Origin of the sequence: Streptomyces sp. NBC_00859, assembly GCF_045161865.1 — a bacterium.
Classification (GTDB): Bacteria; Actinomycetota; Actinomycetes; order Streptomycetales; family Streptomycetaceae; genus Streptomyces.
The window spans coordinates 7,421,012-7,434,609 of the sequence record NZ_CP108826.1 but is presented as its reverse complement, the minus strand read 5'-3'; the positions used below and the strand labels follow the sequence as shown (position 1 = coordinate 7,434,609).

Annotated in this window: 10 protein-coding genes; 3 read left to right on the top strand and 7 right to left on the bottom strand. The window is 69.7% G+C overall.

From position 1 onward, the window contains the following. The first annotated feature begins 74 nt into the window (after positions 1 to 74). Positions 75 to 1,019, top strand: a complete 945-nt coding sequence (locus OG584_RS32790) for an alpha/beta fold hydrolase (protein WP_405783291.1) — start codon at positions 75 to 77, stop codon at positions 1,017 to 1,019. Positions 1,020 to 1,301: 282 nt separating this feature from the next. Here the strand turns inward: OG584_RS32790 and OG584_RS32785 are convergent, their stop codons facing one another. Continuing rightward, positions 1,302 to 2,492, bottom strand: coding sequence for an acyl-CoA dehydrogenase family protein (locus OG584_RS32785; protein WP_405783290.1), 1,191 nt, complete (start codon positions 2,490 to 2,492; stop codon positions 1,302 to 1,304). Positions 2,493 to 2,726: 234 nt separating this feature from the next. Between OG584_RS32785 and OG584_RS32780 the strand changes: the two genes are divergently transcribed. Then, positions 2,727 to 3,560 (top strand): aldo/keto reductase, encoded by an 834-nt coding sequence (locus OG584_RS32780; RefSeq protein ID WP_405783289.1) that lies wholly within the window; start codon positions 2,727 to 2,729, stop codon positions 3,558 to 3,560. A gap of 72 nt (positions 3,561 to 3,632) precedes the next feature. Here the strand turns inward: OG584_RS32780 and OG584_RS32775 are convergent, their stop codons facing one another. From OG584_RS32775 to OG584_RS32765, 3 genes are all read right to left on the bottom strand, one after another. Next, positions 3,633 to 4,712 (bottom strand): medium chain dehydrogenase/reductase family protein, encoded by a 1,080-nt coding sequence (locus OG584_RS32775; protein ID WP_405783288.1) that lies wholly within the window; start codon positions 4,710 to 4,712, stop codon positions 3,633 to 3,635. A gap of 354 nt (positions 4,713 to 5,066) precedes the next feature. Further along, entirely contained in the window at positions 5,067 to 7,118 is a 2,052-nt protein-coding gene (locus tag OG584_RS32770; protein WP_405783286.1) for a SpoIIE family protein phosphatase, read from the bottom strand. 110 nt (positions 7,119 to 7,228) lie between these two features. After that, the gene (locus tag OG584_RS32765) at positions 7,229 to 7,735 is read right to left on the bottom strand and encodes a DUF664 domain-containing protein (RefSeq protein WP_405783285.1); all 507 of its coding nucleotides are present in this window, start codon (positions 7,733 to 7,735) and stop codon (positions 7,229 to 7,231) included. Between the two features lie 283 nt (positions 7,736 to 8,018). Between OG584_RS32765 and OG584_RS32760 the strand changes: the two genes are divergently transcribed. Next, complete coding sequence (locus OG584_RS32760) at positions 8,019 to 10,448, top strand: GH92 family glycosyl hydrolase (protein ID WP_405783283.1); 2,430 nt, start codon at positions 8,019 to 8,021, stop codon at positions 10,446 to 10,448. 131 nt (positions 10,449 to 10,579) lie between these two features. Here the strand turns inward: OG584_RS32760 and OG584_RS32755 are convergent, their stop codons facing one another. From OG584_RS32755 to OG584_RS32745, 3 genes are all read right to left on the bottom strand, one after another. After that, the gene (locus tag OG584_RS32755) at positions 10,580 to 11,008 is read right to left on the bottom strand and encodes a hypothetical protein (RefSeq protein WP_405783281.1); all 429 of its coding nucleotides are present in this window, start codon (positions 11,006 to 11,008) and stop codon (positions 10,580 to 10,582) included. 199 nt (positions 11,009 to 11,207) lie between these two features. Then, a complete protein-coding gene (locus OG584_RS32750; RefSeq protein WP_405783279.1) occupies positions 11,208 to 11,876 on the bottom strand; it encodes a DNA polymerase ligase N-terminal domain-containing protein in 669 nt (222 codons plus the stop codon). Positions 11,877 to 11,895: 19 nt separating this feature from the next. Beyond that, complete coding sequence (locus OG584_RS32745; protein WP_405783277.1) at positions 11,896 to 13,392, bottom strand: MFS transporter; 1,497 nt, start codon at positions 13,390 to 13,392, stop codon at positions 11,896 to 11,898. Positions 13,393 to 13,598 lie beyond the last annotated feature (206 nt).

Below are 13,598 nucleotides of genomic sequence, written 5' to 3'. Positions count from 1 at the left end.
TTCTCGGACCAGCCGTTGTGTACCTGCCCATCCTATCTTGAACCAATCAGTTCAAGATGCAGTAGGCTCAGCTCATGACCGACGACGCCATAGCCCCGAACGGCCCCTGCGACCAGAACCCGCTCCCCGGGTTGCCGCTGTACGACCTTGCGGGTTTCACTCACCGCTGGGTCAATGCGGAAGGAATCCGGCTCCACGCCGTGGAAGGCGGCCGACCTGCCGGTCCCACCGTCGTCCTGCTCGCCGGATTCCCGCAGACCTGGTGGGCTTGGCACAAGGTGATGCCGGGCCTTGCCGAGCGATTCCACGTGATCGCGATCGACCTGCCGGGGCAGGGCCACTCCGACCGCCCTCAAGGGGGCTACGACACCCACACCGTCGCTTCGCGTGTCCAGGCAGCGCTGACCGCGCTCCACGTGCCGAAGTACTGGCTCGTCGGCCACGACATCGGGGCCTGGGTTGCCTTCTCGCTGGCCCTGAAGTACGAAGCGCGCCTGCTTGGTGTCGCTCTGCTCGACGCCGGCATTCCCGGAATCACCCTCCCGGAATCCGTCCCAACGGATCCCGACCGGGCCTGGAAGACCTGGCACTTCGCCTTCCACCTGGTGCCCGAACTGCCCGAGACTCTGCTCACCGGCCGAGAGCGTGACTACGTCGGCTGGTTCTTGAAGGTCAAGGCCCTGTCCCCCAACACCTTCGACGGCGCCGAGATCGACCACTACGCCGCCGCCATCGCAGCCGAGGGAGGTCTCTCGGCGTCTCTCGCCTACTACCGCGACGCCGCGGAATCGGCGCGTAAAAATCATGACGCTCTCGAACGAGGGCACTTGACCGCTCCGGTCCTGGGAATCTCCGGCTCCCATGGCTCGATCCCCGACATGGCCGCCTCCCTCAGCCCGTGGGCAGAGAACGCGACCGGCGTCTTCATCCCACAGGCCGGACACTTCATTCCCGACGAGCAGCCCGACGCAACTGTGAACGCGTTGACCGCGTTCATCGATCACGAGCGTGACGCGTAGTCCGCGACGCACTGATCGGTCCGGTGCCGTCGCGAGATCAGCGGTGGGCCGTGCCCCGGCACGGCCCACCGCCCCTCCACCGTCGGCGGGGAGATGAAGCCAGGGACGCGAACCGACACCCTCCCTGCACGGAGAGAGCGCCTGGCATCTGGACCGGCGGAGCCCCGCGACGAGGTTCCTCGTCCCGGATCAGAAGGCACTTTCGCGTTCCCGGCCGCCAGTCGGCCTCACGTCAACCGAAACGGCGGGGCTGAGGGGTCCAGAACTCCTCGTCACACAGTCCTACCGCCGCACGCGGGGCATCCCCAGTCCGATCCAGGAGATGATCTCCCGCTGGATCTCGTTGTTGCCGCCACCGAAGGTGAAGATGACGGCCGAGCGGTAGCCGCGCTCCAGTTCGCCGTGGAGTACCGCGGCGGCCGAGCCCTCCTTGAGCGGCCCGGCCGCGCCGACGACCTCCATCAGCCAGGCGTAGGCGTCCCTGCGGGCCTCCGAGCCGTACACCTTGACGGCGGACGCGTCCTGGGGGGTGAGCGTTCCGTTCTGCACGGCGTTGACCATCTGCCAGTTCAGGAGCTTCATTGCGTCGAGCCGGGTGTGCGTGCGGGCGAGGCGGCCGCGTACCCAGCCGAGGTCGATGACCCGGCGCCCGGCGTCGAGTTCGGTCTCCGCGGCCCACCGCTGGACGTTGTGCAGCGCGCGGATGGCCATCGTGCCGTGGGCCGCGAGGGTGACGCGCTCATGGTTGAGCTGGTTGGTGATGAGCCGCCACCCCTTGTTCTCGTCACCGACCCGGCGGGACGCGGGGACCCTGACGTCCTCGTAGTAGCTGGCGGTGGTGTCGTGTGAGGCCAGTGTGTTGATGAGGGTGCAGGAGTAGCCGGGGTCGTCGGTCGGCACCAGCAGCATGGTGATGCCCTTGTGCGCGGGGGCGGCCGGATCGGTGCGGACGGCGAGCCACACCCAGTCGGCGGTGTCCCCGTTCGTCGTCCAGATCTTCTGGCCGTTCACGGTGTAGTGGCCGGTGACCTCGTCGCCCTCGCGCACGGCTCGGGTCTTCAGCGCGGCGAGGTCGGTGCCCGCATCGGGCTCGCTGTAGCCGATCGCGAAGTCGATCTCACCCTTGAGGATCTTCGGCAGGAAGTACGACTTCTGCTCATCGGTGCCGAACTGCATGATGGTCGGGCCGACGGTATTGAGCGCCATCAGCGGCAGCGGCACACCGGCCTGCGCCGCCTCGTCGAAGAAGATGAACTGCTCCATCGGGGACAGGCCGCGCCCGCCGTACTCCTGCGGCCAGCCGACACCCAGCCAGCCGTCACCGCCCAGACGGCGGACGGTCTCCCGGTAGAAGAGCTTCTGAGCTGCCGGGTCCGCGTACCGCGCGTACACGTTGTCCGGCACCAGACCGGCGAAGTAGACGCGCAGCTCGGTACGCAGCTGCTGCTGTTCGGGGGTGTATTCGAGGTGCACGGCCCCTCCTCGGTGCGGCATCGGATCGAGGGCACAGTAGAACGTGTTCCATTCTTTTGGAATGGTGATGACCGCCCCGTCTGCGCCGCCACCGCCGGGCCGCAACCCCGCATGGCGGCAGCTGTGCCGGGCAGCCGAAGCGACAGGGCGCCCAGGCCGTTGCACCCTGGACGCAGGGTGCGGCGCGGGCCGCCCTCCGACCGAAGCATCATCCGGACGAGGCAAGGAATGACTGTGAACGCGGTTCCGACCATCAGCTTGAACAACGGCATCCACATCCCCCAGCTGGGCTTCGGCACGTATCAGATCGAGCCTGCCGACACCGTGGCCGCGACGCTGGCAGCCCTGGAGACCGGCTACCGGCACATCGACACCGCGGAGATGTACGGCAACGAGAAGGAGGTCGGCCAGGCGGTACGCGACTCCGGCCTGGCCCGCGAGGACATCTTCGTCACCAGCAAGCTGAACAACGGCTTCCACGCCCACGACGACGCGCTCAAGGCGTTCGACCGGACACTCACCGAGCTGCGTTTCGACTACCTCGACCTGTTCCTGATCCACTGGCCGCTGCCGGGCGTCGGCGACTTCGTCGAGACGTGGAAGGCCCTGGAGGAGATCTACCGCTCCGGACGAGCGAAGGCGATCGGGGTGTCCAACTTCCAGCCGCACCATCTGCGGCGGCTCCTGCAGGAGACCGAGATCGTGCCGGCCGTGAACCAGATCGAGGTCCACCCCTATCTGACGCAGGACGAGGTCCGCGCTTTCGGCGCCGGGCACCGGATCGAGACCGAGGCCTGGTCGCCGATCGCTCAGGGCAAGGTCCTGGACGACCCGACGATCACCGGCATCGCCCGGCGGCTCGGCCGCACGGCGGCGCAGGTCACGTTGCGCTGGCACATCCAGCGCAACGACATCGTGTTCCCCAAGTCGGTCACGCGCTCGCGGGTCGAGGAGAACTTCGCGCTCTTCGACTTCGAGCTGACCGAAGCCGACATGGCCTCCATCACCGGCCTCGACCGCGGCGAGCGCACCGGGCCCGACCCGGACACGTTCAACTACGTCCCGTAGGACAGCGCAGTGGCGGCCCCAAGGGTGGCTGGGTTCCGGTGGCCGGGCCCCTGCCGCCACCGGGCCGCCGGGTTACACCGCCGGGATCAGCACGACCTTCCCCGCAACCGTTCCCGACTCGGCCAGCCGCAGCGCTTCAGCCGCGCGGTCCAGCGGGAGCCGGGCAGCGACCGCGGCGGTGAGCGAGCCGTCGGCGAGCAGGGCCAGCACCTGGGTCAGATCGGCCCGCGTGCGGGCCCTGAACGCCGCGGCACGCCGCTTGCCCGCCCAGATGTTGTAGAAGGTGGTGCGGCGACCGTTGGGCAGCGTATTCCAGAGGGCCAGGCGTGCGACCAGGCGCAGCACGGGCAGCCTGGACGATCCCGGCGCGTCACGGGTGGCCGCGGTGCCGTAGGACACGAGAGTGCCGCCCGGCGCCAGCAGCCGGAACGAGTCGACAACACCATCCCCGCCGACGTGGTCGAAGACCGCGTCCACCCCCTGCGGCGCGGCGGCCCTGAGCCGGTCGCCCAGACCGGGCGCCCGGTAGTCGACCGGGACGACACCGAGGGCGCGCAGGGCGTCGTGGTGGCGGTGTGAAGCCGTACCGATGACCCGGACACCGGCGAGCAGGGCGAGCTGCACGAGTGTGGAGCCGACACCGCCGTTGGCGCCGTGCACCAGCACGGTCTGTCCGGCCCGGACGCGGGCGGCGCGGTGCAGCATCTGCCAGGCGGTGATCCCGTTGACGACAAGGGTCTCGGCCTCGGCCGGGTCGACGCCGGCGGGCACCGGGACAAGGTCCGCCGCGGACACCACCTGACGGCTCGCCCAGCCCCCGGTTTTGAGCAGAGCGGCGAACCGGCCGCCCACCATCGCGGGGTCCACGTCCGGCCCGGCCGCCACGGCCCTGCCCACCACGTCATATCCGGGCACGAAGGGGAACGCCGGCTGGTCGTAGTACTTGCCCCGGCGCATCTGCTGCTCGGCGAACGAGACACCGGTGGCCTCCATCTCCAGCAGCACCTCGCCGGGCCCGGCGACGGGCATGGGGCTGCTCCGCACCTCCAGGCCCTCCGGCTCGACGATGCCCGGCAGGACCACCTCGGTGACGGTGCCGGTCCTGCGCGAGCGGGTGTTCCCGGCTGAGCGGTCGTTGCCGGTGTTCGTCATCGTCACTGCCTTTCGTAAGTGCTTCAATCTCTAGTTATAAGCTCTAACTCAAGAGTGAAGCCGTTACGTTCGGTTGTCAAGGTGGGCGATACGGGCCCGTACGAGCGGACGGGCGTGTCCGCGAAAGCAGACCAGGCGCGAGCCAAGGGGACACCGCACGGGAGCAACCGGCCAGGACGGTGAAGGCGGGCACCTCGGTCAACGCGACCGGGCCACGCCGACGCCGGGAATCGCGCTCCACCGCCGCTTCGCCGGCCGCATGGAGCTGCTGACCACCCCGACCGCCGCGGTGCGCCCGGTACGGGAGTCCCGCGGGTCAGCGGATACCTGTCCGGCGCCCGGGGCGACGCCCGCTCAGGGACCGGTGCCGGGCGGCTCGAAGTCGCACCAGACGGCCTTGCCGTCCCCGCGCGGCTCGACACCCCAGCGGGCCGACACCGCATCGATCATCATCAGGCCGCGCCCCGATGTCGCCGCTTCGCCGGGGGTGCGACGCCGCGGCCAGACGCTCGACCGGTCCTTGACCCAGAGCCGGATACGCCGCACCGGCTCCGGCAGGACTTCGAGGGTGAGGACCGCGCCACCCTCCGTGTGCAGCAGCACATTCACCAGGAGTTCGCCCGCCGCCAGTTCGACATCGTCGACGAGCTCCTCGAGCCCCCAGGCCTCCAGCGCGCCACGCAGGACGGCACGGGCCTCCGCCAGCCCCTCCGGATCCGCCTGGTGGACGTACTGGTGAATACGGGGCGCCTGCGGGGTCCCGGGGTCCGGCGCCCGGCGCAGCACCAGCAGGGCGACATCGTCACTCGTGCCCCAGCGCTCCCAGAGACTGGTGGCCAGATGGTCGGCGAGCCGCTCCGCCTCCGCAGGGCCACGGCGCACCGCGTCGGCCAGCGCGTCCATTCCGACACCGATGTCGGTGCCGGGCTCCTCGACCAGGCCGTCGGTGCAGAGCAGCAGAGTCTCACCGGGCACCAGGTCGAGCCGGGTCTCGGGGTATTCCTCCAGCCCGAACTGCGAGCCCAGGCCGAGCGGGAGACCACCGCGCACGTTCGGCCAGCCGACCCGCCCGTCGGTGTGGCGGATCAGCGGCCCGAGGTGTCCGGCGCGCACCGCCCTGATCGCGCCCGATGCCAGATCGATCTGGGCGTAGGTGCAGGTGGCGAAGCGGTCCGTGTCGAGTTCGGCGAGGAAGCGGGATGCGCGCGCCAGCACCGTCCCCGGGGCGTGCCCCTCCCCCGCGTACGCCCTCAGCGCGATGCGGAGCTGGCCCATGATGGCCGATGCGTGCGTGTCATGGCCCTGCACGTCACCGACCACGACGCCCACCCTGCCGCGCGGCAGAGCGACGACGTCGTACCAGTCGCCGCCGACCTCCCTGCCGCTCCACGCCGAGTGGTAGCGCACGGCGATCTCGGCGTCCGCGAACTCGGGGATACGGCGCGGCAGCATGGCGGACTGGAGCGTGGCGGCGAACTCCCTCTCCTGGTCGAAGAGGACAGCACGCTGAAGCGACTGGGCGACAATGGCCGCAAGTCCCAGGCCGAGGTTGCGGTCCTCCGACGAGAAGTGGGTGCGGCCCCGGTAGAACAGCGCGAGGCAGCCGATGGAGCGGGCCTGTGCGATCAGCGGCAGAAAGGCCGCCGCGTCGACCCCCATGCGCCGGACATACGGGCGCAGCCGGGGGAACTCCTCCGAGAGGTCGCCCATCGACGTGGTGAACCGGGGCTGCTGGGTGAGAACCACATTGGTGAGCGGCAGCGAGTCGTCCAGCCGGTGACGCCTGAGCTCGTCGAGGACGTGCATCGAGTCTCCGGCGAGCGCGACGAGTTCCAGGGCGCCGCCCGCGACCAGGCCGAGGGCCAGTCCGTCCGCACCGAAGCGTTCGAGACCGTCGTCGCCGGTGAGGACCGCCGTCACATCTTCGACGGTGGCCGCCCTGGACAGTGCGTCCGTGGTGCTCTGCACCATGCTCGTGATCCGCCGGCGGCCTGCTTCGATCGGACTGACCGTGGCGAATTCGGTGAGCTCGGTCGTGGCGTTGCGCACGATGCCGACGACTCGGTACGGGGCCGCCTGCTCGTCCCTCAGGATCCGGCCACGTGCGTGGGTCCACTGCCGGATACCGTTGCGGCGCCGCAGCTGGAAGTACACCCCGAACGACGACCGGCCGTCCCGGACGGCCTGCGCCAGCGCGGCGTCGAGCCTGCTGCCCTCCTCGGGCGGGATACGGCTGCCGAGGGATTCGGGGCGGCCGCTGTACTCGTCGGGGCGCAGATCGAAGACGGCGAGACCGGCCTCGTCGAACTGCAGCGTCCCGGCGTGCAGGTCCCAGTCGAAACTGCCCATGCGGTTGAGGGCCAGCCGCTCTCCCGGCCCGATCAGGGGAAGTTCTCGTCCTGCCATACGGTCGCTCCGGAGGAGGGCTGAGGGGCCCTAGCTTAACTTTCCCTGGTTTGTCCCGCATTACGGCTCAGTTCCGGCCATGGACCACGGGGCCGGAAAACGGACCGTCGCTAGCGGCGTTCCAGGGCTCCCCTCACGAAGGCGGCCTGGCCCGCGTGCTGCAGGTCGTCGGCGATGACACTGGCCAGCCGGACACCGAGCGTGACCGGCGGCGACCATGCCTCGTCCACCACCCGGTCGAGTGCCGCGTCGTCGAGCCCCCTGACGAAGCCCACGGTCTGCTCGTGGACCGCGTCGTAGTATCCGGTCAGCAGTTCGGCGCCCGCCTGGACCTGGGCCGTCTGCCGGGCGCTCTGGCCGTAACCGGTCTCCGTGTCGTCGAAGGGCAGCCCGAAGCGGCCGGCCCAGCCCTGTGCGAGCCACACCTGCTCCAGCCCGGCCGCTTCGGCCACATGGCCGTCCTGCACCCGGGTCAGATGCCAGACGAGCCAGGCGATCGAATTCGCCCCGCTGTCCAGCCGGTCGCCGAGATCCCCTGCCGGAAGCCCTTCGACCACCTCGTGCACTGCCTCCTGGATCCGGCCGAACTCTTCTTCCAGAACGTCTGCGGTGTTCATCCGCTGCTCCTCGGCCGTACGAGTGGAACCGCGCCGGTCGGCCGCACCCGGGACGGTCTGTCTGCCACCACCTTCGCCGGTCCCCCGCCCCGGCAGTGTGTTCGACACGCGTGGCATCGCACCACCCGTGCCGGCGCCCTTCACCCGCCGTTCACCGGAAGGGGTGTCGGCGTCATGTCCCGTACGGTCCGGGCGACTTATGATCGCGTCGCCCCTGCGTGGCGGCGCGACGACGGGCCGCCACCGGGGTGCTGACCACCCGCTACCGCCGGAAGGCCGTTCCATGCTCTTCGGACCACCCCGCTCCCCCGGCAGGACGTTCGCGTCGACCGCCGCCGTGGGAGTCGCCACCGCGCTGGCCGCCGTCCTGCTCGCGCCGTCGGCCGATGCCGCTGCCCCGGTGCAGCGGCCGACCGCCTACGTCGACCCGCTCATCGGCTCGTCCAACGGCGGCAACACCTACCCCGGCGCCACCGCACCGTTCGGAATGATCGGCTGGTCCCCCACCAGCACGAAGGGCGACCAGACCGACACCGGCGCCGCCAACGGCTACGACTACAACACGACACGGATGCGGGGCCTGAGCCTCACCCACGTCAACGGCGCGGGATGCGCTCCGGGCGCGGCGGGCGACGTACCGGTCATGCCGTTCGTCGGAGACGTCACCTCGTCCCCGTCGGCCGATACCAAGGACGCGGTCTACGCCTCCGGCTTCAAGCACGAGAACGAGAGCGCCACTCCCGGCCGTTACCGGGTGGGCCTCGACTCCGGCGCGTCGGCGGATCTCGCCGTCAGCCGGCGGGCCGGCGTCGCCGACTTCACCTTCCCGGCCGGGAAGCCGGCGAATCTGCTCTTCCGCGTGTCCAACTCGCTCAACGGCAGCGAGGACGCGCACGTCGACATCGACACCGCCCACCACAAGGTGACCGGCTGGGTGCTGACCGGGGCCTTCTGCGGCCGCCGCGCGAACGGCGGTACCAACAACCGCAAGAGCTACTACAAGCTGTACTTCAGCGCCTCCTTCGACCGGGCCTTCTCCTCCAACGGGACCTGGCGGGACGGAACGCTCTCCCCCGGTTCCGTCAGCGGTTCGGGCGGCGAGGGTTACGCGACGGGAGCCGACCGCGCGGGCCGCGGCTCCGGTGGCTGGGTCGGCTTCGACACCTCGTCCGACAACGATGTCAAGATGCATCTCGGTATCTCCTACGTCAGCCTCGGCGGCGCCGAGACCAACCTCCGCAAGGAGATCGCGCCCCGGGCGGGCGTCGCGGATGTCGCACGGAGTACCAGCCGTGCCTGGGACCGCGAGCTGCGCTCGGTACAGGTCGGCGGCGGAAGCACGGCGCAGCGCACCACGTTCTACACAGCGCTGTACCACTCACTGATGCAGCCGAACCTGATCAGCGACACCGACGGCCGCTATCCAGGCATGGATGGCGCCCCGCACCGGATCGAACGCGGCCAGCGGGCGCAGTACAGCAACTTCTCGGGCTGGGACCAGTACCGCGCCCAGATACAGCTGCTGGCCGTCCTGAAGCCGGAGGTCGCAGGCGACTTCGCGCAGTCGCTGTACAACTTCTCCCGCCAGAACGACGGTGTATGGGATCGCTGGGTGCACATCAGCGGCGCCACACATGTCATGACAGGTGATCCGACAGCGGCGACGCTGGCGACCTTCTACGCCATGGGTGTGCGGAACTTCGACTACCGCGGCGCCTTCGAATCCCTGGTGCGCCAGGCCACCGTTCCCCGTCCGGACGACGTATCCGACGCCGGATGTCCCGGTCAGTGCACCGGCCAGCGGCCCGGCCTCGCCCAGTACCTGACCTCGCACTACGCGCCCCAGGACGTCTGCCACTGCTGGGGCGGCGCCGCCGAGACGCTGGAGGACGCGGTCGCCGACTCGGCTCTCGCGAAGTGGGCGAAGCTGCTCGGCAGGAACGACGAGGCCGCCGAGTTCACCGCACGCGGCAGCTGGTGGCGCAATGTCTTCAACCCGCGGGCCACCGCGGACGCGGGCTACATCCAGGCGCGAAACGCGGACGGCTCGTGGGTGATGCCGTTCAGCCCCGGCAGCGACCTCGGGTTCGCCCAGGGCACCAGCGCCACCTACAGCTGGATGGTGCCGCAGGATGTCCAGGGGCTGGCAGCCGAGATGGGCGGGCGGAGCGCCGCAGCCGGACGGCTGGACGGCTTCTTCCACAAGGCGGACGGCTCCTGGTCGGTCAAGGGCGGCGACGCCGTGCGCTACGACCCGACCAACGAGCCCGGGATCCACGCCCCGTGGCTCTACAACGCACTCGGGCAGCCCTGGAAGACACAGGCGACCGTCCGGCAGATCCTGGACACCGTCTACGGCACCGGCCCGGCCGGGCTGCCGGGGAACGACGACCTCGGCACCATGTCGGCCTGGTACGTCTTCTCCGCACTCGGCCTGTATCCGCAGACGCCGGGCAGCGCCTCGATGCTGGTGGGCGCCCCGCTGTTCCCGAAGGCGGTCCTCAGCCGCGCGGGCAGGGGTGACATCACCCTCAGTGCTCCCGCGGCGGACCCGGCACATCCGTACATCAGCGGGCTCTCGGTCGACGGGCGCAGCAGTGACCGTTCATGGACGGACGCACAGCTGGTCACATCGGGCGGAAGCCTGGCCTACCGGCTGACGGACAAGCCCGACACCACCTGGGCGACCGCGCCCGGCAGCCTTCCGCACTGACCACAGCGGTACGCCGGCAGCAAAGGCACAGCGTCCGAAAGGGCGTGGTGCCAAGGGCATGAGACAGGGGGCCGGGACGGCGGACGTCCCGGCCCCCGCGGCCGGTTACCGGTCCGGGCGTCTTCAGCGGCTCACGCCGGCCGGCCGAGCGACCAGCCGGACACATCGGCGAGCCGTCCGCGCCACAGGGGAAGCGTCACCGCGTTCACCGGGCCGGCCACCAGCGTGGCGTCACGCAAGTGGATCCAGCGGGGCAACTGGTGCGGCCCCTCGTCACCGTGGAGTTCACTGAGAGCCTGGTCGACGGTCTCCGGGAATCCCGCCATCACATCGGCGCCGGATCCGCCCAGCTCCCGCAGGCTCTTCGACCAGTCGGCCTTCCAGGCCTCGTGCGCGATGAGATCTCCGTACAGCACACCGCCCGGAACGTTCAGCGTGACCGGCAGACTCGACCGCAGCTGGTCGCCGAGCAGCCGGACCAGCAGTTGCAGCTGCAGATCCGGGACGGGCTCGGTGACCGTCGGTGCGGAGTCGCGCTGCTGCTCCGGGGAGCTGTTCATCAACATGTCCTTTCGTGAAGCCGCCGGTCCGGTGCCTGCGGCCCACGGGCTGTCCCACCACCACACAGGTGGCGCCGCCCGCACGACTGGCGTCTGCCCAACCAGCACGTATCCAGCGTTTCCGGATCCGGAATTCTCCGTCGGCCTGCTGACGGCCCTCCCCCGGGACGGCCGGGCCGCTCCGGGGCGGTGGGAGCCGTCAGCCCCGGCCGTCACCGTCCGCGGCGCTCTCGGCGACCTGCTGGAGCGTTCTTCCGGTACGGACCGAGCGGGCCCGGCGCGGGTCCGGGGCGCCCGCGCCCGGCGCCGCAGGTGCCCGGCTCCTGCCGGTCCTGTCGTGCACCGTGCCGGTCTTCTCCTTGGCCTTGATGAGCAGCCAGGCCTCGGGTTCGGTACTGTCGCGGCCGCCGTGGAATCGCGTCAGCGCGTACTCCCCGTGCAGTTTGGACCCCTCCAGCCAGAAGGTCGCGTGGCCGCGTTCGATGGAATCCCCGAACGGAACGGCGTGGCCGCGGCGGTCGTGACTGAGCGGACGGTACGTCCCCTCGTCCCAGACGATGACCGTGCCGCCCCCGTACTCGCCCTTCGGAATGACCCCCTCGAAGTCCCGGTACTCCAGCGGATGGTCCTCGGTGGGCACGGCGAGCCGTTTGTCCTTCGGCTCGGCGGAAGGCCCCTTCGGCACCGCCCAGGACTTGAGCACGCCGTCCACCTCGAGCCTGAAGTCGAAGTGCATCCGGCGCGCGTCGTGGATCTGCACCACGAAGCAGGGCGCGTCGCCGTGGCGCACCGTGTCGCCGCGGGGTTCGGACGTCGTCCCGAAATCCCGTTTGCCGCGGTACTTCCCCAGGCGTTCGTCGCCGCTCATGTCCGGGCCTTCCTGACGTTCATACGGCGGGGGCGCTCGGCGGCGCGGCAGGTCCGCCGCCCTTTGCGCGTTCGGAGAGGGGGCGGGCGATGTCCTCCAGCGACTTGCCCTCCGCGTCGACCGAGAACAGCACGGCGACCACTCCGGCGGCCACCATCAGGGCGGCACCGATACAGAAGGCCAGGACCGCATCCGAGACCACGCCGCTCGATGTGAGACCGGAGAAGATCAGGGGGCCCGAGATACCGCCGGCCGCCGTGCCGAGCGCGTAGAACAGGGCGATGGCCATGGCCCTGGTCTCCATGGGGAAGATCTCGCTCACGGTCAGGTAGGCCGAACTGGCACCGGCCGAGGCGAAGAACAGCACGACGCACCAGCACGCCGTCATCGTGGTCGCGTTGAGCCAGCCCTGGTCGAAGAACCAGGCGGTGACGAAGAGCAGCAGTCCGGACAGGATGTACGTGCCCGAGATCATCTTCCTGCGCCCGACGGTATCGAAGAGCTTGCCGAGGAAGAGCGGGCCGAGGAAGTTACCGAAAGCGATCACAGCGAAGAAGTAGCCCGTCGCGCCGCTGGACACGCCGAAGAACTTCACCAGGATGGAGCTGAACCCGAAGGTGATCGCGTTGTACAGGAACGCCTGGCCGATGAAGAGCGAGAAGCCGAGCGTCGCGCGCTTGGGGTACGAGCGGAAGAGCGTGCGGCCGATCTCGACGAAACTGACGCTCCTGCGCTGCTCGATGGTGATGGCACTGCCCGGTTTCGGAAGCCGGGAGCCCGTCTCCTCCTCGATCTCCTTCTCGACTCCGTCGACGATCGCGTTCGCGCCGTCGGACTGCCCGTGGATGAACATCCATCGCGGGCTCTCCGGTACGTGCCGGCGCACCAGCAGGATCACCAGGCCGAGAACGACACCGAGCGCGAACGTGAGGCGCCAGCCGATGTTTTCGGGGAAAATGTCGGTATTGAGGGCAAGGACCGAGAGCAGAGCGCCACCCATCGCACCGAGCCAGTAACTGCCGTTGATGATGAGGTCGACCCGGCCGCGGTACTTGCTGGGGATCAGTTCATCGATGGCCGAGTTGATGGCCGCGTACTCACCGCCGATCCCGAACCCGGTGAGGAACCGGAAGAGGAAGAACCACCAGGCCGAGAAGGAGAGCGCGGTCATCGCGGTCGCCGCCAGATAGACGGCGAGGGTGATCAGGAAGAGCTTCTTGCGTCCGAAGCGGTCGGTGAGCCAGCCGAAGACCAGCGCTCCGAAGCAGGCGCCCGCCACGTAGAGGGCGGCTCCGAGCCCGGTGACCTGGGAGTCGCTGATGGAGAGTCCACTGCCGCTCTCCGAGAGCCGGCTGGCGATATTGCCCACGACGGTGACTTCGAGGCCGTCGAGAATCCAGACCGTTCCGAGCCCGATCACGATCATCCAGTGCCACCGGGACCAGGGCAGCCGGTCGAGCCGGGCGGGCACCTCGGTGGTGATGGTGCCTACCGGGGGGCCTCCGGCACTGGTCATCAGATTCCTCCCCGCGTACGGCGGCTCCGGCGGCAGCGCAGAGCGTTCACTGCCGTACCCAGGAGATCATCCCCACAAACAGGAGAGCGCGCCTGCGGAACACGCCCGCGCGGACACCGCGGCCGGGCACACGCTCTCTCGCGGCGGTCGTGTCAGGTACCGAACACCCCGTGAAGATCCGGAAACGGCAGTGCCCGCCTCCGGCA